The sequence below is a fragment of the Rhodospirillales bacterium genome (genome assembly GCA_023898805.1).
Classification (GTDB): Bacteria; Pseudomonadota; Alphaproteobacteria; order Micavibrionales; family UBA1664; genus UBA6145.
Window position 1 is genome coordinate 381,759 of record CP060260.1, and the last position, 23,979, is coordinate 405,737.

Here is a 23,979-nt window from a genome sequence, read left to right on the forward strand (position 1 = left end):
GTTCAAATTGTGCCAAAATGTTCTATCCGAAAGAAAAAGGGGCGTCCATGCTGAATTCACCGCGCAACAGGGGCCGAAACAGCGGCAATGTCCTGTTCCTGATCCTGATCGCCGTCGCCCTGTTCGGCCTGCTGACCGCCGCGATCACCAAATCCGACCGCGGCTCGACCTCGATGGACCGCGAACGCGGCAGCATCTCAGCCACCGATTACATGGGCTATGCCGGCGGCATGGAAAAGACCGTGGCAAGGATGCTGGGCGACGAAATTTCCGAAAACGCGCTAAGCTTTGAAAACGACGTCTGGCAAACCAATAATGGCGACGCGGTCGAAACCGCCGCCATGTTCGCCAACTGCACCGACGCGAAATGCAAGGTCTTCGACGCATCGGGCGGCGGGCTGGATGCCCGCGCCTTTCCGGCGGCGGTGCTCGACGCCACCGCGCCCGGCGACGTGCGTTCGGGCGATGCCGGGGTTTACGCCCTGCGCGTCGCGGGCGTGGGCACCGACAAGCACGATCTGGTCCTGATGATCACGGGCGTCGATCAGAACACCTGCAAGGAAATCAACCGACAACTGGGCATCGACAACCCAAGCGGCTTCCCCCCTTCCGATTCATGGGCGGGGGCGATCCTGTACGCGGGAAGCTTCACCGGCCCCACCGACGCGACCGACGAAATCGGGGATGTCGCCACCAGCCTCAACCACCACACCGCCGGCTGCGTCAACCGTGCCGGTTCGGGCGGCAAGGACGACAACGCCTTTTATCAGGTGTTACTGCCGCGCTAGCGCCAGTTTCGCGGCCAGCGCCACGAACGCCGCGCCGCACGCCCGGTCGATCCATTTGGATATGCGCGCGAAACGCGTCCTGATGGCGGGCCGCGTCATCACCGCCGCCACCGCGACGAACCACACCGCGCCCATGCCCGAAATCATCGCGCCATAGGAAAGCTGCACCGCAATGGGCGTATGCGGATCGATGACCTGCGTGAACAGCGCAAGGAAAAACAAAGTCGCCTTGGGGTTCAGCGCATTGGTCACAAAACCCTGCATAAAGGCACGGCGCGGCGAAAGCGCGGGGTCGCGGTCGGCGCGCACCATATGGTCGTCCCACCCCTTGGATCGCAGGGCGTGCCACGCCAGATACAGCAGATACGCGGCCCCCAGCCATTTGATGACATTGAACATCAGGATCGACTGCGCGATCACGACCGCAAGCCCGACCATGCAATAAGCGATATGCACCCACAGCGCCGAGGCAATGCCAAGCGCGGTCGCGGCCCCGGCGCGAAATCCATGGCCGAGCGAATTTTTCAAGACGCACAGAAAATCCGGCCCCGGCGAAATCATCGCGATCAAACTCATCACAAATACGGTCAACGCGGGCATCAGATGCGGCAGGGTCATCGAAGGTCTCCTTGGATGGGTCTTTCTATATATCCCGAACCACGCGCGCGACGCAAAGAACATCGACCGAAAGGGCCCCGGCATCCAGCAACGCGCCCGCGCAGGCATTAAGCGTCGCCCCCGTCGTCATCACGTCGTCGACCAGCAGCACGCGTTTACCCGCGATGGCGCGTGCGTCGCGCACCCGGAACGCGCCGCGCACATTGGCCGCGCGCTCGGCCCGCTTCAGATGCCCCTGCGGGGGCGTTGCCCGCACGCGCACAAGCGCGTCCACCGCCGCCGCTTTGCCCGACTGCCGTGCCAGCCGCGCCGCCAGAAGCGCCGACTGGTTGTACCGCCGCTTCAAAAGCCGCCAGCGATGCAACGGCACCGGCACGAACACATCCGCCTGCGCGATCAGCTCTGCCCCCGCCTCGGCCAACCATGGCGTCAGCACCCGGACGGCCTGCAACTGGTCGCCGTGTTTAAAACGTAAAATCAGGGCTTTGCTGGCGTCGTCGTAAATCAGGGCCGCGCGCGCCTGCCGGAACAGGGGCGGCGATTCCAGACAGGCCGCGCACAATACCTCCGCCCCGCCGCCGCCCATGTCGTGCGCGAACGGCAATGCGCACCCGCGGCAGAACGGCGCCCGAATAAAGCGCAACCGCCCCCAGTATTCCGGGTCCACCGTACCATGTGCGTCGACCTGTCGCCCGGTCGCGGGACACACCGGCGGCAACAGCCAGTCAAGGGCGTGATGAAGGGGTTTGGCAAGCGCGCGCAGCATGTATATATAACCCCTTATCACATGACCTTAGAACCGGCCACACCTGCGCCCTCATCCGTGCCCACATTCGCGCACGACGTCATGCTGCGCGCCAAGCACATGGTGTCGTGCCTTTTGTTGCCGGATGGGTCCACCGTCCTCGACCTCGACTGCGGCACCGGCGCGCTGACGGCGGCGATGGCCGCGCTTAACCCCCGCCTGCGCTTCATCGGCGCCGACCGCGCCCGGCAGGCGGTGATGCGCGCCCGCGCCCGCTTTCGGCACATCGAAAATTTAAGCTTTGAAATCGCCGACAGTGCGCATATCCGTCGTGCCGCCGAAAGCGTGGACGCCGTGACCGCCTCCAACGTTCTCGGCACCCTGTATTCTCGCGCGGATTACGACGAGGAAAAAGTCGCCGCCGGGCTGGAATCCATGATCCGGCTGCTGAAACCCGACGGCACGTTGGTGATCTGTGATTACGCGATGCCTCCGGCGGACGAGGAAGTCCAGATCGAATTCCCGATCCCTTGGCGCGACAATCGCTCCTTCCGCCTGTTCGGAAACCCGCTGGCGCAAACGCAGGGCGAACGCGAAATCGCGCTGTTGCAATGGTTCGCCGAAAACGCCCGCGCCCGCGACGCGGTCAAGGGATTCTTCCTTGAGGAAATCTCCCCCCACGTCCCGCACACGCGCCTGTTTCGGCTGCCCGCGCGCTGGGCCTACGAATTTATCGTCCGCAAGGTCAACATCCGTAATTTCAGGGCCGATATCGGACACCAGTTCGCGGTACTGGGCGAAGCGGATTACGACCGCATCCTTGCCCGTCGCATCGGCGCGCGCGTGACCTATACCGCGCCGTGGCGCGACGCGCACACGGCCCGCGCGCATTTCGATGGCGCCTTCCGCCTGTACACCGCCGACGGCAAGCCGCGCCCGCACATGCCCGCCGCGCATATCGTCATCGCGCGCAAGACCGCGCCCGGTCGCGCCCTGCGGCTGGAGGAACTGCGGCCGTCCCCCGCCCCGGCCGCAAGCTTGACCCTGCAAGCCGTGCGTGACGAACGCACCGGCGAGGTCAGCGACGTCGTCGCCCGCGACCTGCCGCGCGCCGACATCATCCCTTATTTCCGCGGGACGGACGGACGTATCAAGGTCGTTCTGCGCGCCGACGCCGAAAAGGACCTGGCCAACACCGTGCCGCGCACCCGCCGCAACCTCGATGGAAAACGCTGGTCCGGCCACATGCCCGCCCCGGCGACGTTCGGCGCCGACGAACTGGAAGGCTTCGACCATGCCAGCGCGGCCGCCGTGGCGCGCCTGATGATCCAGAAACTGGACCTGTGCCCCGCGCACGGAAAAATGTTTGAAACCGGCCTGCACGGATACCCCAGCCCCGGCATGATCGACGAAAGACTGGAAACACTGTTCATCGAAATCCAGTCGCCCGACTTCGCCGCCCTGCGCGTCGCAGGCCCGCGGGACGCGCTGGGCCTCAAGGCTTTCGACGCCGAAGACGTGTTGCGCGCGACCGGCGCGGGGGTCATCCCTTCCGCATGGCTGGATATCCAGATACAGACCCTGATGAAGAAACATGGAATGCCCGTCACCCCGTGGCTGCACGAGGCGGTGCCGCTGGCCTACGATCCGCCGCCCGATGACCGTCTGTTAAGCGCGGCGAAAATCCTCAAACAAAAACCGAAAAAACCCGACGCGCCCGCGCAGGCGATGTACGTATTCGGACGCAACGGCGCGAAATGGCCCTGCGTGTCCGGCGCCTTCCGCCCGATCAGGGGCCGTGCGGGGCAGGTTTCGACCCACCGCTCCAGCTTTGTCGAACAAGGTCGCGTCGACGGGACGTGGCGCTCGCTTGCCGCGCACGAGGCGGATTTCGCGACCCCCGCCGCCGACATGCTGAACATCGCCGCGATCATGCCATTGACCGAGGATCTTCAGGGCAACACGCTGGCCGGGTTTGAATTCGTCGAGATGCCGGTGCCCGCGCGTTTCGGCCAGAGTGAGGCGATGCTCACCCTGCCCACTTTGCCGCTGCCCGCCAGCGTCACCGACATTGATTCCGCGCGCAGCTACATCGCCGCCCAGTTTGATGTCGAGGTTGCGCGCGTCGCGCCCATGGGCGAAAGCTTCTTCACCTTCATCGACATGACGCCGCAGCGCGTCTATCCCTTCATGCTCACGCGCTATCCGCGCCGCCGCAATCTGCGCCTGCGCTATATGGCGACCACCGACCTGATCCTGTTGACCGACACCGATTTCGCCGACTCGATCCTGTGGAAATGGGGTTTCGCCAACGCCCTGCTTTGCCACGCCTCGGCACAGGTTCAGGGCTACGATTACAATGTCGGCATGCGCATGCGCGCCCCCGCCAAGGCGCCAAAACGGGAATCGGCCGCACCCCTTGCGCCCGCCTCCGCGCATCGAAAAAATATCCATAATTAACAATGACTTGCGCGGCATAGACCAAAAGGTCTAGACCCTCTGCGCAATAGCCGGAAACCGCGTTTTCGCGGTATTCTGAATCTATGAGCCCGTCCGACCGCGACACGCCCGCCACCCCCCCTGCCACCACCCTGCTACGGGCGCTCGATGCGCTTCCCGTGTGGTCCGGGCTCAACCCTTTTTTCCTCGACTGCGGCACGACCACCGCGATGTTCGCCCCGACCGAAAGTTTTTATTTCGAGATTCCCGATGCGCCTCTGCCCTCGCTGGGCGGCAGCGTCGCCGGGCACCTGATTTTGGAGGCGTTCGCGCCCGCCAATGACCACCTTCCCCTGTGTTTGGAAGATTCCCTGCTCTGACCCCACAAAAACTTGTAAGGCCGGGTGATCTCTCACCCGGCCTTTTTTTCACCCCTATTACACGAAACAAAAAACCCGTATCAGGCGGCGCTGTCGTTCAGAATGCGCATCAGTTCGTCCTTAAGGCGCACGCGTTGCTGTTTAAGCCCGCTTTCCGTTTCCTGCGTCGTAGGCGTGACGTTGGCCTCCATCAGCGCGACCTGATGGCTGATGTCGTCGTAGGAATCGAGCAGCCGCGCGAAATGGTTGTCCGACTGCCGCAGCGCGTGGATTTCTTCCTTCATGTCTGGCAGGTCGTCGATCAGCGCGTGGTTGAGATCTGACATATCGCTCTCTCTCCTCTTTCTCTCTCGTTCAAAGTTTAGGCCGCCATACAGGCATCCCCCTTGATTTCAGTCAAGACCAGCCTTGGCGCAGCCCCGCCCGCCCGCTAGAATCGCGAAGAAATGATCCCTCTGTCGATGACATCGCTGGCCGTGCAGGCCGGGCACTGGGCCGCGCTGACGCCGGACGGCGAGGTGCTGGAGGGGACCCTGCCCGCCGCGCCGGTCTTGCCCGAAAACGTGCCGGTGCTGGTCTGCCACCTGCCTTATCTGGCGACGCGCACGGGCATTCCGCCTATGGCGCTCGACATCCTTGAACTCTTCGCCTTCGTCCGCCCCGCGCAATTTTGCGTGCCCACCATCGGCGGCATCGCCGCCGCTTTGGGCCTGAAAATTCCGCAAAGCGTCGAGGACGCGGCGATGGCCCTGCCCGCCTGCGCCGCCGAATTGCTGCGCGAAATCAAGCCCGACCCAGCCTTGCGCGCGCTGGCCGTGGCAATGGGCGCAAGCGGAAAGGGCTGGGGCTGGACCCTTGCCGTGCTGGCGGCGATGGACGAAATCTACGACCCCGCCGAAGTGACGCGCGCGCGCGACGCGCTGGGCGCGTGGGAGCGTCTGCCCGAATGGAGCGAGGACGCCCCACCCCCGCAACCCGGCAGCAAACCGGTAAGCGGCGAGGATGCGCGCGCCCATCTGCACGACCTGATCACCCGCCGCCGCGGCGCGGGACGCAACGGCGAAACCCGCACCGCGCAGGACAATTACGCCACCCGCATCGTCCCCGCCTTTTCCCCGCGCGAACAGGAAAACCAGCCCCACATCGTCACCGCCGAAGCGGGCACCGGCGTCGGCAAGACGCTCGGCTACCTCGCCCCGGCGCAGCTTTGGGCCGAGGAAAACGAAGGCACGGTCTGGATCTCCACCTATACCCGCAACCTCCAGCGTCAGATCGACACCGAACTCGAAACCCTCTACCCCGACCCGATGGAGCGCGCGCGCAAGGCGGTGATCCGCAAGGGCCGCGAGAATTATCTGTGCTTGCTGAATTACGAGGACGCGGCGGGCGCCGCGCCGCTGGCGCGCAATCCGCGCGCGCTGGTCGCGGCGGGACTGATGGCGCGCTGGATCGGCGCGACCCGCGACGGTGACATGTCGGGCGCGGATTTTCCCGGCTGGCTGCCGGGGCTTTTGGGTTACAACCACACATTGGGTCTGGCCGACCGGCGCGGCGAATGCATCTATGCCGCGTGCAGCCATTACCACCGCTGCTTCATCGAACGCGCCCAACGCCGGGCCCGCCGCGCCAGACTGGTGGTCGGCAACCACGCGCTGGCCATGACCATGCTGGCCCGCGCCGCCGACGCCGACGCCATGCCTACGCGCTTTGTCTTTGATGAAGGGCACCACCTGTTCGACGCCGCCGATTCGACCTTCGCCGCCCATCTGACCGGAATCGAGGGCGCCGATCTGCGCCGCTGGGTGCTGGGACCTGAGGATGAAAAAACCCATTCACGCCGAAGCCGCCGCGCCAAGGGGCTGCGCAAACGGCTGGAAGGCGTGGTCGCGGGCGACGAAGCCGCGACCGCCCGCCTGATCGAGGACGCGCTGGAAGCCGCCCGCGCCCTGCCCGGTCCCGACTGGCACAAACGTATGGGCACGGACGCCCCGCTGGGCGCGATCGAAACCCTGCTTCACCGCATCGCGCATCAAGTCCGGGCCCGCGCCGCCGACGCCGCATCGCCCTGGGCGATCGAATGCGACGTCCGCCCGCTTTCCCCCGATGTCGCCAGCGCCGTACCCGCCGCCCTTGCCGCGCTGCGCGCCCTGTACCGCCCGCTGGTCGCGCTGGCGCAAGCGCTGCGCGCGAAGCTGGAACGCGAATACGACGATCTGTCGGCGGACCAGCGCGGCCGCCTCGATGCGCTGTCCCGTGGGCTGGACCGCCGCGCCGCGATGACCGTCGCGGCATGGATCGACATGCTGGACGGGCTTGGACAACCCGCGCCGGAAAATTTCATCGACTGGTTCGAGATCACCCGCGCCGAAGGCCGCGACATCGATGTCGGCTTCTTCCGCCACCACCGCGACCCGGCCAAACCCTTTGCCGCCGAAATCCGTCCCCACGCGCACGGCGTGCTGATCACCTCCGCCACGCTCAAATCCGCGCGCGCGGACGACGAAACGGCGTGGTCCGAAACCGACCGCCTGACCGGCGCGGGCGCGATGGCCGATCTGGCCCCGGCACGGGTCGCCGTGCCCTCGCCCTTCAATTACCGCGACCAGACCCGCGTGCTGGTGGTGCGCGACGTGCCGAAAAACGACACCGCCCTGCTCGCCCGCGCTTACGAGGCGCTGTTCCGTGCCTCGTCCGGCGGCGCGCTCGGCCTGTTTACCGCCATCCACCGTCTGCGCGCGGTGCATGCGCGTCTGGCCCCCGCGCTCGAATCCGCCGGCATTCCGCTTTACGCCCAGCATGTCGATCGAATCGACATCGGCACGCTGGTCGATATTTTCCGGGCCGAGGAAGAATCCTGCCTTCTTGGCACCGACGCGGTGCGCGACGGCGTCGACGTGCCCGGACGCTCGCTGCGCCTGATCGCCTTCGACCGTGTGCCGTGGCCGCGCCCGGACATCCTGCACCGCGAACGGCGCAAGGCCATGGGCGGCAAGGCCTATGACGAATCGATCACCCGCATGAAGCTGCGCCAGGCCTACGGCCGGCTGATCCGCGCGCCCGCCGATCACGGCGTCTTCGTCATCCTCGATGGCGCTTTTCCGACCCGGTTGGAGGATTCTTTCCCCGATGGCGTGCCCGTCGAACGCCTCCCGCTCGACGCCGCGCTGGACGTCGTGCGAAATTTTTTTGGCAAAAATCAAAAAAACTCTTGAAACCCGGACCGCTTAACCCATACTTAGGGGACGTGCGTGCCACTGGCCTGAAATAATGGTTTATGCAACGGCGTAAAACTTGGGTTGTTTTGGGGACCAAGCCCCACAACGATTTTAATTAGGGTTTTATGCTCATGACCATGGTTCTTGCCGCGCCGGCCGCGCGTAAGTCGGCTGTCGACGTGCTTTTTACGTCGCAATCCCTCCCGGAACAATTAAATCCGCACTTTTCAAACCCGCAATCAGCGCTTGAAAACGATGTGGAAACCGAAGATTCCGGCGAAACCGGCCGCGGCTCCGCGTCCGGCTCCGGATCTTCTGGGTTCAAACTCGGCATCAGCCTGTTCGATCTTGCCCCGCGTTTCGAGGGCAACATCCCGCTTGCGCGCCTCAACCTGATCGAGCGCATCAAACTCTCGCGCGAGGCGCTTTGGCGCAACCCCGTGCGTGCGCGCATCGGCGAATGGGGCCGGCGCGAGGTGATGCACATCTTCAACGGCCGCTTCCACCAAAGCCTTCTGTCCGAATGGGATCGCTATGAAACCTTCGGCCGCTGCTATACCTGCCCGGATCCGTTCCGCAACGACGATCCGCCATGGACGCCCTGCTTCTGCGCGTAAATAACGCCGGATCCCGTCCGACGCATCGGAGGCCAGTTTGCCCGCAGCCGAAGCTTCAGCCAAACGAAACGACGCGCCGCCCGCCGCAACGGGGTGGGAAAGCCTGCGAGCCGCATTTCGCAGGCGCGTCGGCGCGTTTCTTGAAACCCTGCCCGACCGCAACCCTTGCCTTGTCGTCGACCTTGAAACCGTGCGCGGGAATTACCGCGACCTTGCCGAGGCCATGCCGGGTTCGGACATCTATTACGCGATCAAGGCCAACCCCGCGCCGGAAATAGTCCGCCTTCTGGCCGCGCAGGGCGCGGGATTCGACGTGGCCAGCCCGTGGGAAATCGATCTGGTGCTCGATCAGGGTATCGCGCCGGAACGCGTTTCATACGGCAACACCATTAAAAAGGAAGCCGACATCGGCTATGCCTACCGGCGCGGCATCCGCCTGTTTGCGGTGGACTGTCTGCCGGAGGTGGAAAAAATCGCCCGCGCCGCCCCCGGCGCGCGCGTCTTTTGCCGCCTGCTGGTGGACAACAAGGGCGCGGAATGGCCGCTTTCGCGCAAATTCGGCTGTGACCCGGAAATGGCCGCAGAGGTGCTGGAATCCGCCGCCCGCGCGGGCCTGGTCGCGCACGGCGTGTCCTTTCACGTCGGCTCGCAACAACCAGACCCAAAGGCATGGGACAGCGCCATCGCCGCGTCTGCCGCGCTGTTCAAGGCGTTGGCGGCGCGCGGCATCCATCTTGCCATGTTGAATCTGGGCGGCGGTTTCCCCGCGCGCTACCTGAAGGACGTGCCCACCGCCGCGACCTATGGCCGGGCGATCAACGCCTCGCTACGGCACCATTTCGGCGAAAAGGCAATCCGCACCGCCATCGAACCGGGCCGCTTCGTGGTCGGTACAGCCGGGATCATCCGCTCCGAAGTGGTGCTGGTGTCGAAAAAATCCGCCGCCGACACGCTTACATGGGTCTATCTCGACATCGGCAAATTCACGGGGCTGGCCGAAACGATGGACGAATCCATACGCTACCCCATCACCACGCCGCGTGACGGCGACCCAAAAATACCCTGCATCGTGGCCGGGCCGACCTGCGATTCCGTCGACGTGCTTTACGAGAAAACACCCTATCCATTGCCCCGGACGCTACAACCCGGCGACAAAATATGGATTGAAAGCGCGGGTGCCTATACCAGCGCCTACGCGGCGGATTGCTTTAACGGCTTTGAACCGCCCAAAACCTACTGCATCCCCGCCTTGCGCATCTAGGAACCGGACATGGGAATCAGCGCGGGCCGGGTTTAGACCAGCCCATAACTGGCCACGTAATCGGGCTCGCGCAGGTAAAAGGGCCGTCCTTCTTCCTGATACGGCACGCCCAGAACTTTTTCAAAAACCGCGCGTACCTGATCGACGGCCGGCATGGGTACGTCAAGCATCACCGCACGCGCCCCGCGCGCAACCGCCGCATCGATATAAGCGCCGCGATGATCGACCACGATGACGTCGTGCATGCGCTTTTTCCTGACTCCCGAAAGAACGGCATCCAGAAACGCATCCGGATGTGTATCCTTGGTCGCGACCGTGCCGTCCGGCGAAACGATGCTTTCGCTGCCCACGACTCCGTGGATCAGCGGCAGCAACGCGTGGTAATTCAGGACGCCACGCGCAAAGAAACTGGGATATGCCGTGGCGACCATGTGCAGGATTCCGCGATCCCGGCTATCGACGAAGAAATTCAGGTCGCCCGCATTGCCAAGCCCGTATTCCGAAGCCTTTGAGGGGATATCGTGGACAAGAAGCCGGGTCGTGACATCCGAAAGCAGACGCGATTCGTCCATCCCCAACGCCTGCGCCACGCCATGCGTGGGCAAACAACCTTGCGCCAGCGCGGCCCCGGCCAGATCGTGGATCTGGCGCGCAACGCCGAAGGAAAGTTTTTCGGCGCCGTAATGCGCCCGCACGGCATCCATCGTCCGCCGGATAAAAGCCTTGCGCATGGCGGGCGACCAGTCGATCAGCGTTCCCGCCATGCCCCAGACGACAAGGGTCTTCCATTCGTTCTTCTCTACTTCCGAACGCAACGCGGAACGTATGAACGCCAGCTTCGCCACGCGCTTTCTTTTCTTCTTTTTGTGATCTTTGGCCATGACGTCGCCCTGCCATCCGGTTACGGTTTTTGATGCGCCGGTTTTAGCAAAACGTTTTAAATTATGTCAATTTATTCAAGCCATCCCGACCGCGAAGAACGGGTCAATGTCCCGGCTGGCGCGGTGCGGGCCGGCAATGCCGTGCAGCGCCTCGTCGATCAAACTCTGCGCAAGTCTGAGCCGCGGCGCCAACCGCAACTGCGTGATCGCCATGCCCGGCATCCACAACACCAGCGGCAGCCACAACGGCGTCAGATCCTCCTCGAACCCCGCCGCCGCGCCCGGCGCAACGCTTTCATACACGGCCAACGCAAGCGACAAAAGCCATACACCGAACATCAGCCCGCCCCCGGTGACGCGCAATGTATCGCGCGCCACACGGCGCAGCCGTAAGGCATCCACGCCATAGGCGCGCGTTTCGTGGTTAAAAGCCAGCACACAGCGATAACGTCCGTCCGGCCCGGTCAACCGCGCGCGCATGTATAAAAGCGTAACCTCCTGCCCCACATGCGCCGTAAACGTCCCGGCATCCAGAACCACCGAATGTTTCTGGCCCAGCGCATCGCACACAAGCAGTTTCTGCTGCCCCGCATCCGCATGCAGATACGCAGCCCCGGTATCGATCCGCTCGTTCCAGAGATTCGCTGTCAGCACCTTTCCGCTGACGCTGTACGTTTCAAACAAGGTTTCGGCGCCCATGGGTTTTCCCTCTCGCGGCCTGAAATGATCTTCGTTGCCCAGTATTAATTTTATGAGAAAAATATGAACGAAACCCTGCCGTTTCAGCGGGTTTCAGGCAAATTTGAGCGACATTTAATGAAACCCCCGCATAAAACCCAAGACTGATTTATACCGTTCTATAAAAAACTGTACGGATCGACATCCACCGCGACGCGAACGCTTGATGGCGGCTTGGCCGCCGCCAGCCAGTCGTGGATATAGGCCTGCATCGGGAAATGCCGCCCGGCGGCCAGAAGCAGGCGCCAGCGATACTGGTTGCGCAGCTTGTAAATCGCGGCCTGCGCGGGACCAAGCAAGCTCAACCCCTCGGCCTGCGGCGCGATCTGCGCCAACGCCCGCGCGGCGTTTTCCACCTTTTGCGGATTGGTCCCCGACACGATGACCGCCGCAAGCCGCGCAAAGGGCGGCATCCGCGCCTGCGCACGCTCTTCCAGCTCCACCGCCACGAAGGCATCGCGGTCATGCGCCGCCAGCGCGCGCATGACGCGGTTTTCGGCCATGAAGGTCTGAAGCAGCACGCGGCCCGGCGCGGCCTCGCGCCCGGCGCGTCCCGCGACCTGATGTAGCAATTGCCACGTGCGCTCCGACGCGCGCAGATCGCCGCCCGAAAGCCCCAGATCCGCATCTACCACGCCAACCAAAGTCAGCTTGGGAAAATGGTGCCCCTTGGCAATGATCTGCGTGCCGATGATGATATCGACCGCGTGGGCGCGGATTGCCTCCAAAGCCTGATGCAGCGCCCCGCCGTCTTCCCCCGCCGTGTCGGATGCCAGCACCAGCACTCGCGCCTGTGGAAACAGATCCCGCGCTTCCTCGGCGATACGCTCGACGCCGGGGCCGATCGGCACCAGCGAATCCACACTCCCGCATTTCGGACAGGAATCGGGCCGCCGCATCGACGTCCCGCAATGATGGCACACCAGCCGGCCCGCGCCTTTATGCGCCACCATCCACGCCGAACAATGCGGACATTCGATCCGGTGCCCGCACGCGCGGCACAGCGTCAGCGGCGCATAGCCGCGCCGGTTCAAAAACAGCAACGCCTGTTCCCCCGCCGCCAGCGTCGCGCGCATCGCGTCGATCAGCGCGGGACTTAAAAACCGCCCGCGTTCGGGCGGGGTACGCTTCATGTCGACCAGCGTGACATCGGGCAACCGCGCACCGCCGAACCGGTCCGGCAAATGCACGGCGTCGTAACGACGCGCGCGCACGTTATGCAGAGTCTCCAGCGATGGCGTCGCGGACACCAGAATCACCGCATGCCCAGCCATCGCCCCGCGCAGGACCGCCATGTCGCGTGCATGGTAACGCACCCCGTCTTCCTGTTTGAAGGCGGCGTCGTGCTCCTCGTCCACCACGATCAGCGCAAGATCCGCGTAAGGCAAAAACAGCGCCGAGCGCGCGCCGATGACCACCCGGCACGCGCCACCCGCCACCGCCTTCCACGTCGCCTTGCGCTGCGCCTCGCTCAACCCCGAATGCCACAGGCCGGGCGCACAGCCGAAACGTTGCGCGAACCGGCCCAGAAACGCGTTCGACAGCGCGATTTCCGGCAGCAAGATCAACACCTGCCCGCCGCCGCGCAGGGCCGCGGCCACCGCCTCGAAATACACTTCGGTCTTGCCCGCGCCGGTGACGCCGTCAAGCAGCGTGCAGGAATACGCATCGTGCGCGGCGGCGGCGGAAAGAACCTCCGCCGCGCGGTGCTGGTCGGCGCTCAGCGCCGGCCCCGGCCGCGCGGGGTCCGGCGCTGCGCAAGGCGCTTCGATCTTCTTGACCATCCGTTTGCCGGTCAGCGCCTTGGGCGCCGAGATCGTCATTTTCAAAACCTCGCCGCGCGGCGCAAGCGTGTATTCCGCCACCCGCTCGATAAACCGGCGCATGACCGAAGCAAGCGGCGGAACCGAAGTATAGATTTGTACGATTGCCTTCAGCCTGCCTGCGGGCACGTTGTCCGGCGCATCGTCCCACACACAGCCCAGAATTTTGCGCGGCCCCAACGGTATCTGCACATACGTGCCGGGCGCGGGCGCGTCCACCCCTTCGGGCAGGGCATAGGTATAGGCCTTGTCGACGGCGGTGGCGGGCAGGACGGAAACGCGCATGGAACCTGTTTAGCGCCGATTGCGCCGCGCGTGTAGCCGTTTAACGGCAATACGGGTTTTCGGTCTGCATGAATGGCCTTGCGGGCAATCAGGCGGCCAGCTTCAGTGAAAGCGCCTTGGCCGGAATACCCATGGATTCGCCCATGTTTCGAAGCGTATCGACCATTTCGGTAAACGCACGGCGATCGTCGCCACAAACCCGACCCTCGCGGATATGACGCGCGATCGTGTGCGCGTAACGCACCACGGCCATTTTACTGGGACACGCAACACTCGCCGCAGCAAATTCGCGCGCGGCGTCGCATGGCCTTACGCCCTTGCTATCCATGGTCGCGGCCGTATGGGCAAGAATCCGGTTAACCGCGCACGGAAGATATTGATTGGTCTTCATGTAAAAAACTCCAAATGTCGAATCGGCGCAGAAGATAAATAAAATCAGGGCGTTTTGTCAATTTGATAAATCGACGCCTGAATGCGGTTCAGACCAGCGGCTTAAGATAAACAAATTCCGGGTCGCCCTCGTCCAGCCCCGTGATTTCGCCACAGGGTCGATAACCCAGCGTGGCCAGCGCCGCCTGCATCGGCGCGTTGCTTTTATTGGTCGAGGTCAGAATTTTCTCCCGCCCCTGCCCCTGCGCAAGAGTTTCGATGTGCCGGATCAGCTTGCTGGCGATACCGTGGCGGCGATGCTCGGCCGCGACGAAGACCAGTTGGATGAACGGATGGTCCAGCACGTCGTCCTGCATGATGGCATAGCCCATTGGCGTCCCGCCCTCGGCATAGACCCAGCACCGCCCCTGAATCGTCGCCTGCTTGATCGTCTCGATCCGGCGTTGCAGGCCGCGCGCGACGGTGTCGAACGCCACCAGCGCGCCCAGATCGGCGGTTTTCGCCTTGCGGATATTCATCGCGAACATGCGGGATTATTTACGCGACCGGAACCCAGTCGACAAGTATGCGCGAAATCGGACGCGCATAAGGCATAGCGCGAAACAACTGTGCCACGGCCTCGACCGCCGAACCGATCAAGGCCAGACACCCCAGCACAAGCCCCAAAACGCCGCACACCACGCCGAAAAACAACGGCAAGGCGTAACTGGTCAGCAATTGCATGAACGTACTCATGCGCGGACTCATGCCCAGCCCGAATTTAATCCCGGCCACCCCTCCATCCAGCGGCGCCCGCAAGCCCCACACCAGACAGGAGAAAAAGGCCTGCATCCGGTTCACACATACCCCGTGCAACCGTCGGAAATGTGGAATTCGGCGCTTTCCCGGCCCTGCCAACTGTTGATCTGGACCTGACCCAACAAATGCACCGGCACGGCACAATCCCGCGCATCCTTCAAAAGAAACCGCCCCAGCGGCGTATCCACCGCGCGGAACGCCACCGCCTTGATGGTCGGGCCGCCGTCGCGGTCGCGCAGCGTACAACGCACATGACTGCCGCCCACGATGTCGGCATGAACGACCATGACGTCCGAAAGCACGAAGGCCGGCTCGACATAGCCGCTGCCATACGGCGCCATCGCCCCGTGCACCAGCCGCGCAAGGTCGATCGTCAACCCGCGCACGTTCATCACCAGATCGACCGCGCTTTCCGGATGCGGCGGCAGCGATTGCGCCTGCCGCCCGATATGCGCCTTCATATAGTCGCGGAAATCCTTGATCCGGTCGGGCAGAACGGTGAAACCGCCCGCCATCGCGTGCCCGCCGCCCTTGACCAGCACCCCGTCGTTGCGCGCGGCGATCAGCGCCTCGGCGATGTTGATGCCCGCGACCGACCGGCCCGACCCGCGCCCCTCGCGCCCGCCGTCCGCGGCATCGGCGAAACCGATAACGCAGGCGGGCCGCCCGAAACGCTCCTTGATGTCCCCGGCCACCAGCCCGACCAGACCAGGATGCCATTCCGGGTCTTCCAGCACGATCACCGGGTCCCCGTCATATCCGAACGCCGACACCCGCGCGGCGGCGTGCGCGACCATATCCTTTTGCATCGCGCGGCGCTTGACGTTGCAATCGTCCAAAAGCCAGGCAAGGCGCATCGCCTCCTCCCGGTCCTCGGTGGCCAGAAGCCGCGCCCCAAGATCGGAATGATGGACGCGCGAACCCGCATTGATGCGCGGACCCAGCACGAAACCGGCATGACCGGGATCGGGCACGGCGTTGATCTTGCCGACGCTCAAAAGCGCGTCGATGCCCGCGTTTTCACGCCGCGCCATGCGCGCGAACCCGGCCTTGACGAACAGCCGGTTGGGCCCGGTCATCGGCACCATGTCGCACACCGTGCCCAGCGCGACGAGGTCGAGCCATTGGCGCAGATCCGGCTCCACCCGCCCGTTCTTGTAATGCCCCGCCGCGCGCAGCGCGCGGTTGAGCGCGACGCAGAACAAAAACGCCACCCCGCACGCCGCCAGCATGGTGAAACCGGATGTGTCGTCCGCCCGCTTGGGGTTGATGATATGCGTGGCGAGGGGCAGACGCGATTCCGCCTCGTGATGGTCCAGAACCACGGTTTTCAGATTTAAATCAACGGCATGCTGGATGGGGTCAAAAGCCGTGATGCCGGAATCAGCAATTAAGACCCAATCGCAACCTTGCTCCTTAAGCCATTCAAAAGCCTTGTTATTCGGCCCGTAACCTTCGCTCAGACGGTCGGGGATGTATAACGGCGCCTCGCCCGCGCCGGCGCTGCGCAGAAACCGGGTGAGGATCCCGGTCGAAGTCGCGCCATCGACATCGAAATCGGCCAGAATGCCGATCCGCCGCCCGGCCATGATCGCGGCCGCCACCTCCGACGCCGCCGCATCCATGCCCGCAAGCAAGGACGGATCGGGAAAATCCTTCATGCCCGGCGTTAAAAACGCCTCCACCCCCGCCTGCGGCACCCCGCGCGCGGTCAACAGCGCCGCCACCATCTCAGGCAATCCATGGGCCTGCGCCATGCGCGTGGCCGCCGCCCGGTCGTATTCCGGCCGCCGCCACAGCCGCCCCTTGAAGGACGGCGTATCCATGAAATAGCTGTGCGCCAAAACCGGCTCGGGCAATGCACTCATCCGGCCACGCTAAACGATTCGTTCAAGCGACACGTCTTCAGGGAGCCAGCCGGCCAAGCGCGTCGCCGGACACGGAATAACGCATCCCCGCCCTGTGCGAGGCTTGGAACCCAAGCGCAAGGTAGAATTGGGCGGCAAGCTCGTTGGTTTCGATATCCGTGACGTCGATGCGCCCACACCCGCAGGCCGTGGCATCGTGCACCAGCGCATGCACCAGCATCTTGCCCACGCCCTTGTGCCGGCATGCATCGTCGACATACAGAAGATCGATCTGGCGCACCCGCACGCCCAGCACATAATCCATCCAGTCATACCCGGCGACGAACCCGACAAGGCCAAGGCCCAGAATTTCGGCCACCCAGATTTTCCCAAGCGCCGCGCCCGCGATGAACTGCGCCGCATTGGCCAGCGACGTCGCCCCGCGAAACCGGGCCAGCGCCGCGTTCATGCGCACCACCGCCTCGGCGTCGCGCGGCTCAAACAAACGGATATAAACCTTGCTCATTGCCCCGGCTTCCTTGTGAAATTATGCGTGGCCTCGATGCGGCGGATGGTGCCGGTCTTGGACCGCATGATAACCGAATGTGTGACCGCCCCGCCGGCATAACGCCGCACGCCGGGCAGCATCGCCCCGTCGGTCACCCCCGTGGCCGCGAACATCACGTTGGGACCATAGGCCATGTCGTCCTTGGTATAGATGCGCGCAAAATCGGTAATGCCCATTTTTTCGGCCCGCGCTTTTTCACCGTCTTGGCGGAACACAAGCCGGCCCAGCATCTGCCCGCCCGTGCATTGCAGCGCCGCCGCCGCCAGCACGCCTTCGGGCGCGCCGCCGATTCCCATATAGGCGTCGATGGGCGAATCCTTTTCCGCCGCCGCGATCACGCCCGAAACGTCGCCGTCCTGAATAAGCGTGATGCGCGCGCCCGCCGAGCGCACCCGCGCGATCAGATCCTCGTGCCGCGAACGGTCAAGAACGCAGATCATCAATTCATCCGGCCGTGCGCCTTTCGCCCGCGCCAGTCGGCGCACGAAATCCTCCGCCGGTTCGTCGAGGTCGAGGAAATCATCGGGAAACCCAGGCCCCACGGCGATTTTCTGCATATAGGTGTCGGGCGCGTTGAGGAACCCGCCCTCCTCGGTCATCGCGATGACGGCCAGAGCGTTCATCCCGCCCTTGGCGGTGATGGTCGTCCCCTCAAGCGGGTCGAGCGCGATGTCGATCTTAGGTCCGTGGCCTGTGCCTACGCGTTCGCCGATATACAGCATCGGAGCCTCGTCGCGCTCTCCCTCGCCGATCACCACCTGCCCGTCTATGGCCAGCGTGTTCAAAACGGTGCGCATCGCATCCACCGCCGCCTGATCGGCCGCGTGCTCGTCCCCGCGCCCGACATGCAGGCTGGCGGCCAGTGCCGCGCTTTCGGTCACGCGCACGACCTCCAGCGCGAGGTTTCGGTCCATCGAGAAAAACATGTTTTGCCGCGGATCGGGATACGACGACGGCTTGTGCAGGACAGACATGGATACTCCTTCGTTTTCTAGCGCCGCAGCGACCCCAGAAGCCCGCGGATCAATTGCCGCCCGACTTCCGAGCCCATGGTGCGGATGACCGATTTGACCGCGGCCTCGGCCAATGTCTGGCGCTGGCGTCCGCCACCGCCCGAAGCCTGCGGCGCCGCGGATGTGCGCGCCCGGCTTTGCGCCTGATCGGCGGCCGTGCTGGCCTGCTGCGCGCGGGCCTTCAAAATCTCATAGGCCGATTGCCGGTCGATGGCCTGATCGTACATGCCGCGCACCGGGCTTTGCGCCATCGCCGACTGGCGCTGCGCCTCGGTAACCGGACCGAGCAGCGCGCGCGGCGGCGCCATGAACACCCGTTCGACCATGCCGGGCACCCCGCCCTCGCCCAGCGTCGAGACCAGCGCCTCGCCGATGCCAAGCTCGGTCAGCATTTTCTCGGTGTCGATGGCGGGATTGGCGCGGAAGGACTGGGCCGCGACCTTGACGCCCTTTTGCGCCTGCGGCGTATAGGCGCGCAAGGCGTGCTGGATGCGGCAACCAAGCTGCGCCAGCACGTTTTCCGGGATGTCGGTGGGACTTTGGCTGACGAAATACACGCCCACGCCCTTGGACCGGATCAGCCGCACCACCTGCTCGATCTTTTCCAAAAGCGCCTTGGGCGCGTCGTTGAACAGCAGGTGCGCCTCGTCGAAAAAGAAGGCGAGCTTGGGTTGCGGCAAATCCCCGGCTTCCGGCAGTTGCTCGAAAAGTTCGGAAAGCATCCACAACAGGAACGTCGCATACAGGCGCGGGCTTTGCACCAATTTGTCGGCGGCCAGAATGCTGATACAACCGCGCTCGCCCGATTTACGCATGATGTCCGAAAAATCCAGCGCCGGTTCGCCGAACAGTTTTGCGCCGCCCTGGTCTTCAAGCTGCAACAGCCGCCGCTGGATCGACGCGACGCTGGCGTCCGAGATGTTGCCGTATTTGGCCGAAAGCTCGCTCGATCGCGCGGCCATGTCGGCCAGCAGGCTTTGCAGGTCCTTGAGGTCGAGAAGCAACAACCCTTCCTCGTCCGCGACGCGGAAGGCGATCGAAAGCACGCCTTCCTGCGTGTCGTTAAGCTCAAGGATACGGGTCAGCAAAAGCGGCCCCATTTCCGAAACGGTCGCCCGCATCGGATGCCCTTTTTCCCCGAAAATATCCCAATAGATGACCGGCATCGCCGCCGGCGCGTAATCGTCGTACCCGATCTTGGCCGCACGCTTGGTCAAAAAATCCTGCATCGCGCCCGGCTGCGACATCCCCGACAGGTCGCCCTTCACGTCCGCCATGAATACCGGAATCCCGGCCTGCGAAAACCCTTCGGCCAGAACCTGCAGACTGACCGTCTTGCCGGTGCCGGTCGCCCCGGCGATCAATCCGTGCCGGTTGGCGAATTTAAGGTCGAAATTCTGTTTACGTCCGTCTTCGGTACTGCCCAGAAAAACCATGGTCTGTCCTTTCAGCCCTTTAGCAATTGATCCAGTTCGCCCGCACGGTCCAGCGCGTAAAGATCGTCGCATCCGCCAATCCCGCGCCCGTCGATGAAAATCTGCGGCACCGTGCGCCGCCCTTCGGATCGTTCGACCAGCGCCATGCGCGCGGCATCGTCACCCGTCACGTCGATTTCCGTAAACGTCGCGCCCTTGCGTTTCAGCAATTCCTTTGCCCGCACGCAATACGGGCAATAGGTGGTGACATAGATTTCGATCCGGGCCTGCGCGCTCATACACACACTCCTAGCCCGGTTCGGGCCGTTTGGCCATGGCTGGAATAACGCCGGACGAAAAATCCGCCGGACGCAACCCCTCGGCACAGCGGTTTTCACCGAAATTTACATGCTTTTCATACCGTTAATTAGGATATACTTCCCCCATGACACACGAAGCCGCAAAGCATTTCAAAGGATTTGAAACCCTGGCCATCCACGCGGGCACGCCGCCCGACCCGGTGACCGGATCGCGCTCGATGCCCGTGCATTTCGCGACCGCCTTCGTCTTTCGCGACGCCAGCCACGCCGCCGATCTGTTTGCCTTGCGGGAATTCGGTTATTCCTATTCGCGCCTGACCAACCCCACGATCAACGCGCTGGAGGAACGTCTGGCCGCGCTGGAAGGCGGGATCGGCGCCACCTGCGCCGCTTCCGGCCACGGCGCGCAATTGCTGGTGTTTTCGGCCCTGATGCGGCCGGGGGACCACATCGTCGCCTCGGCCCGGCTGTATGGCGGCTCGGTCAACCAGTTGAAAAACGTCTTTCCGCGCACCTTCGGCTGGCAATCCACGCTGGTCGACCCGGACGACCCCGAAAACTTCCGCCGCGCGATCACCGAAAAGACCAAGGCGATCTTTCTCGAAGGCATGGCCAACCCCTCCGGCGTCGTGGTCGATATCGAACCCGTCGCCCGCATCGCCGAGGCACACGGCATCCCACTGATCGTCGACAACACGCTGGCCACGCCCGCGCTTTGCCGCCCCATCGAATACGGCGCGCACATCGTCACCCATTCGACCACCAAGTTTCTTTCGGCCCACGGCCACGCCATGGGCGGCGCGGTGGTCGACGGCGGCAAATTCGACTGGGCCAGGCACAAGGATAAATTCCCGGCCCTTGGCCAGCCGGACCCTAGCTATAACGGCATCGTATTCGCCGATGCGTTCGGGCGCGCGGCGCTGATGGTCCATAACCACGCGATCGGCCTGCGCGATCTTGGCGTTTCGCAACAACCGATGAACGCCTTCCTGACGCTGCAGGGCATCGAAACCCTGGCCCTGCGCATGCCGCGCCACTGCGAAAACGCGCTGGCCGTCGCCCGGCACCTTGAAACCCACCCCAAGGTCAAATGGGTCAATTACGCGGGCCTGCCGTCAAGCAAATACCACGCGCTGGCGCAGAAATACCTTGGCGGCCGGGGCGGCGCGGTTTTCGCCTTCGGCATCCGCGGCGGACAGGCGAAAGGGGAAAAGATCATCTCGTCGATGAAGCTGTTTTCGCATGTCGCGAATATCGGCGACACGCGCTCGCTGATCATCCACCCGGCATCGACCACCCATTCGCAGCTTTCCGACGAACAGAAAACCGCGCTGGGCATCGGACCCGAAGTCATCCGCCTGTCGATCGGCATCGAAAACGTCGACGACCTGATCGCCGACCTCGATCAGGCGCTGGCGCTGATCTGATCAGGCCGTCGTGCTGGTGGAGGAAGACGAACTTCCGCCCGAAAGCTGATTTTTAAGGATGGCTTGGTATTTTTTGACCACATCCACGCCCTCGGCCTGCGCCTGCGTGTACTCGGCAGTAAGGCCGAGATTTTTATAAAGCGTGATGCGCTTGCTGATCTCAAACGCCTTCATGCGCAGGAAATTCACCTGATTGTCGCTCTGCGTTTTGGTCTGCGCCTGTTTTTTGATCGCCGCCAGCTTTTCCGCGCGCACGATCGGGCTGTCATTGTCCGAAAGCGTGGTGTCGATGGCGGGCGGCGTGTAATCCGACGCGGTCTTGGCCTTGGCGGCATTGCGGGATTTGAGCGCTTGCTGCACCGGGCTGTCTGTTGCGGAAACCGTGGTGTCGGAAGTGGTCGCACGCACCACGCCGTCCGATGCGACCTTGGCCGCCGACGCGCGCGCGTTCAACAGCGCCTGAACGGGACTGGCAAGTTCGGTATAGTTGGATGAAACGGTGGCCATGGCCTGTGCGGACATCCTGTCGCGGTTTTCACAATCCCATTATGGGAACACTCTTTCAGTATACATCAGGTCAGGACCGGATGTCCAATACCGGCGCACGCACCAGCCCCAGCGCCGGATGCCGATCGACGACCATCGCGCCGATAAATTTTCTTATCGGTTCAAAGGCTTGCGCAGACCGGCCGATAAAACCCATCAAGGAATCGAACGGCCCCGGCTGGTCCGGCATCACCCGGATGTCGAGCGCGCCCGCATCCCCGACGCCGATCTTTTTTGCAACGTCTTCAAGGGCTTGATGCAATCCGCCCAATTCGTCCACCAACCCGCGCTCCTTGGCCTGCCGCCCGGTCCAGACCCGGCCCTGCGCCATCGATTCCACCACTTCCGGCGCGAAATGCCGCCCCCGCGCGACCCGGTCGATGAAACTGTCATACACATCGTCCAGCATGCGCGACACCGCCTGACGCTGCGCATCCGTATAGGGCTGGTTCATCGACCACATCGACGCATTGGCGCCCAGCGTGACCGAATCCCAGTTCGTACCGATCTTGCCCCACAGCCCGGCCAAAGAAGCCTTGCCGCCGAACACCCCGATCGACCCGGTCAGCGTGCCCGGCTGGGCGAAGATGCGGTCGGCGTCGACGCTCAGCCAGTACCCGCCCGACGCGGCCTCGTCCCCCATCGATACCACGACGTATTTTCCGCGCTGCTTTGCAACCTCGACCGCGCGGCGGATGGTTTCCGAGGCCGAAGGGCTCCCCCCCGGTGAATCCACGCGCAACACGACCGCCTTGACCGTGTCGTCCTGCGACGCGGCGTCGAGCGCGTCCGCGATATCGGTGGCATAACTCATCCGGTCGCCGAACGGCCCGGAATTGTCATACCCATCATCCTGTACGATCATCCCGCCGACATAGATCAAAGCAACGCCATTATTTTCTGACTTATTTTCAGCGCGTTGCTTTTCTTTTTTAAGAATTTGATTCAATGGGTCGCGCGCCCGCGCGGCGTTATATTCGCCAATATCGACCAGATCGCGCTCCGGATGTGCATCCTGCGGCAACAGGGCATCCATCCATTCGTCCCAATACCCGACCCGGTCGACCAGCCCGCGCTCCTTCGCCTCCCCGGCGGTATAGGGCGCATCGTCGACCAACTGCCCGATCCGCACGGGGGGAATATGCCGCCCGCCCGAAACGCCCTCGAAGAAATCGGTCATCATGCTGGACAGGATGTCGTGCAGCGTGTCGCGCTGCGCGTCGCTCATATGCTCCAGAAGCGCGCTTTCCGGCGCGGTCTTATAAGTCCCCTTCTGGATGACTTCCGGGGCCACCCCGATCATGTTCAGGGTCTTGCGGATATACGGCGCCTCGGCCGAAAACCCGGTGATCGCGACCGTCCCCACCGGCTGGATCCAGATTTCGTCGAACGCGCTGGCCAGATAATACTCGGCCATGCCGGGATACAGCTCGCCATACGATTCGGCAAAGACATAGGCCTTCTTGCCAGCCGCCCTGAAGGCCGCGATGGCGGCGCGCAGCTCCTGCACGTCCGCCCAGGCATAATCCCCGCCCGCAAGCCGCACCGCCAGCGCCGAAACATGCTTGTCCCGCGCCGCGCGGTACAGCGTGCCCGCGACCTCGGCAAGGCTGGGCTCGGAAGGGAAGAATTGCGCCATAAGCGGCGAAGGCCCCGCATCGTCGGGCGGCGTGCCGTAAAACGTATAGGACAGCACGATGTCGCGCGGCAGGGTTTCCTGCTGCCGGTGCAGACCCCAGACCCCGGCAAGCGCCAGCATCACCACCACCAGCCCGATGGATACCAGTATGCCACGCAATATCGCCCAGATCGTCTTCATGCGCCGGATTATAACGCACCCCGTTCAAAAAAGAAGCGCCGCACCA

Annotated in this window: 23 protein-coding genes; 7 read left to right on the top strand and 16 right to left on the bottom strand. The window is 63.7% G+C overall.

Features of this window, described 5'->3' with window-relative positions:
* Positions 1-47 precede the first annotated feature (47 nt).
* Positions 48-788, top strand: coding sequence for a hypothetical protein (locus tag H6866_01975; GenBank protein USO08010.1), 741 nt, complete (start codon positions 48-50; stop codon positions 786-788).
* Here H6866_01975 and H6866_01980 read toward each other — a convergent pair.
* Both H6866_01980 and H6866_01985 read right to left on the bottom strand, forming a co-directional pair.
* Positions 774-1,388, bottom strand: a complete 615-nt coding sequence (locus H6866_01980) for a LysE family transporter (GenBank protein USO08555.1) — start codon at positions 1,386-1,388, stop codon at positions 774-776. The genes H6866_01975 and H6866_01980 overlap by 15 nt on opposite strands.
* A gap of 43 nt (positions 1,389-1,431) precedes the next feature.
* Positions 1,432-2,172, bottom strand: a complete 741-nt coding sequence (locus tag H6866_01985) for a ComF family protein (protein USO08011.1) — start codon at positions 2,170-2,172, stop codon at positions 1,432-1,434.
* A gap of 21 nt (positions 2,173-2,193) precedes the next feature.
* Between H6866_01985 and H6866_01990 the strand changes: the two genes are divergently transcribed.
* Both H6866_01990 and H6866_01995 read left to right on the top strand, forming a co-directional pair.
* Positions 2,194-4,611 (top strand): class I SAM-dependent methyltransferase, encoded by a 2,418-nt coding sequence (locus H6866_01990; protein ID USO08012.1) that lies wholly within the window; start codon positions 2,194-2,196, stop codon positions 4,609-4,611.
* Positions 4,612-4,694: 83 nt separating this feature from the next.
* Positions 4,695-4,970 (top strand): hypothetical protein, encoded by a 276-nt coding sequence (locus tag H6866_01995; GenBank protein USO08013.1) that lies wholly within the window; start codon positions 4,695-4,697, stop codon positions 4,968-4,970.
* An 80-nt stretch (positions 4,971-5,050) separates the two neighbouring features.
* On the opposite strand, the gene H6866_02000 is transcribed toward H6866_01995, so the two are convergent.
* Positions 5,051-5,296: a DUF465 domain-containing protein gene (locus H6866_02000; GenBank protein USO08014.1), complete on the bottom strand. Its 246-nt coding sequence runs from the start codon at positions 5,294-5,296 to the stop codon at positions 5,051-5,053.
* 135 nt (positions 5,297-5,431) lie between these two features.
* On the opposite strand from H6866_02000, the gene H6866_02005 reads away from it, so the two are divergent.
* The 3 genes from H6866_02005 (at position 5,432) to H6866_02015 (ending at position 10,063) form a co-directional block, all read left to right on the top strand.
* On the top strand, positions 5,432-8,182 hold the full coding sequence (locus H6866_02005) for an ATP-dependent DNA helicase (GenBank protein USO08556.1): 2,751 nt from the start codon (positions 5,432-5,434) through the stop codon (positions 8,180-8,182).
* A 134-nt stretch (positions 8,183-8,316) separates the two neighbouring features.
* Complete coding sequence (locus H6866_02010; GenBank protein USO08015.1) at positions 8,317-8,802, top strand: hypothetical protein; 486 nt, start codon at positions 8,317-8,319, stop codon at positions 8,800-8,802.
* Positions 8,803-8,950: 148 nt separating this feature from the next.
* Positions 8,951-10,063 carry a type III PLP-dependent enzyme gene (locus H6866_02015; GenBank protein ID USO08557.1) on the top strand — a complete coding sequence of 371 codons (1,113 nt, stop codon included), beginning with the start codon at positions 8,951-8,953 and terminating at the stop codon, positions 10,061-10,063.
* Between the two features lie 32 nt (positions 10,064-10,095).
* Here H6866_02015 and H6866_02020 read toward each other — a convergent pair whose 3' ends face one another.
* The 11 genes from H6866_02020 to grxC all read right to left on the bottom strand — a co-directional run bounded on the left by H6866_02020 (position 10,096) and on the right by grxC (position 20,120).
* On the bottom strand, positions 10,096-10,944 hold the full coding sequence (locus H6866_02020) for a hypothetical protein (protein ID USO08016.1): 849 nt from the start codon (positions 10,942-10,944) through the stop codon (positions 10,096-10,098).
* 75 nt (positions 10,945-11,019) lie between these two features.
* Positions 11,020-11,643: a hypothetical protein gene (locus H6866_02025; GenBank protein USO08017.1), complete on the bottom strand. Its 624-nt coding sequence runs from the start codon at positions 11,641-11,643 to the stop codon at positions 11,020-11,022.
* A 158-nt stretch (positions 11,644-11,801) separates the two neighbouring features.
* Entirely contained in the window at positions 11,802-13,790 is a 1,989-nt protein-coding gene (gene priA, locus H6866_02030) for a primosomal protein N' (protein USO08018.1), read from the bottom strand.
* 88 nt (positions 13,791-13,878) lie between these two features.
* Complete coding sequence (locus H6866_02035; protein USO08019.1) at positions 13,879-14,181, bottom strand: hypothetical protein; 303 nt, start codon at positions 14,179-14,181, stop codon at positions 13,879-13,881.
* An 88-nt stretch (positions 14,182-14,269) separates the two neighbouring features.
* The gene (locus H6866_02040; GenBank protein USO08020.1) at positions 14,270-14,707 is read right to left on the bottom strand and encodes a GNAT family N-acetyltransferase; all 438 of its coding nucleotides are present in this window, start codon (positions 14,705-14,707) and stop codon (positions 14,270-14,272) included.
* 10 nt (positions 14,708-14,717) lie between these two features.
* Positions 14,718-15,020: a hypothetical protein gene (locus H6866_02045; protein ID USO08021.1), complete on the bottom strand. Its 303-nt coding sequence runs from the start codon at positions 15,018-15,020 to the stop codon at positions 14,718-14,720.
* Entirely contained in the window at positions 15,017-16,846 is a 1,830-nt protein-coding gene (gene recJ / locus H6866_02050; protein USO08022.1) for a single-stranded-DNA-specific exonuclease RecJ, read from the bottom strand. Before recJ ends, H6866_02045 begins: the two co-directional genes overlap by 4 nt.
* A gap of 37 nt (positions 16,847-16,883) precedes the next feature.
* Positions 16,884-17,351, bottom strand: a complete 468-nt coding sequence (locus H6866_02055) for a GNAT family N-acetyltransferase (protein ID USO08023.1) — start codon at positions 17,349-17,351, stop codon at positions 16,884-16,886.
* Entirely contained in the window at positions 17,348-18,307 is a 960-nt protein-coding gene (gene glpX / locus H6866_02060) for a class II fructose-bisphosphatase (GenBank protein ID USO08558.1), read from the bottom strand. Before glpX ends, H6866_02055 begins: the two co-directional genes overlap by 4 nt.
* Positions 18,308-18,384: 77 nt before the next feature.
* Complete coding sequence (locus H6866_02065) at positions 18,385-19,914, bottom strand: DUF853 family protein (protein USO08024.1); 1,530 nt, start codon at positions 19,912-19,914, stop codon at positions 18,385-18,387.
* On the bottom strand, positions 19,854-20,120 hold the full coding sequence (grxC, locus tag H6866_02070; GenBank protein ID USO08025.1) for a glutaredoxin 3: 267 nt from the start codon (positions 20,118-20,120) through the stop codon (positions 19,854-19,856). Before grxC ends, H6866_02065 begins: the two co-directional genes overlap by 61 nt.
* A gap of 146 nt (positions 20,121-20,266) precedes the next feature.
* Between grxC and H6866_02075 the strand changes: the two genes are divergently transcribed.
* Complete coding sequence (locus H6866_02075; GenBank protein USO08026.1) at positions 20,267-21,568, top strand: O-acetylhomoserine aminocarboxypropyltransferase/cysteine synthase; 1,302 nt, start codon at positions 20,267-20,269, stop codon at positions 21,566-21,568.
* Here H6866_02075 and H6866_02080 read toward each other — a convergent pair whose 3' ends face one another.
* Positions 21,569-22,075 carry a hypothetical protein gene (locus H6866_02080; GenBank protein ID USO08027.1) on the bottom strand — a complete coding sequence of 169 codons (507 nt, stop codon included), beginning with the start codon at positions 22,073-22,075 and terminating at the stop codon, positions 21,569-21,571.
* A gap of 70 nt (positions 22,076-22,145) precedes the next feature.
* Positions 22,146-23,933 (bottom strand): signal peptide peptidase SppA, encoded by a 1,788-nt coding sequence (sppA, locus tag H6866_02085; protein USO08028.1) that lies wholly within the window; start codon positions 23,931-23,933, stop codon positions 22,146-22,148.
* Between the last annotated feature and the right edge of the window lie 46 nt (positions 23,934-23,979).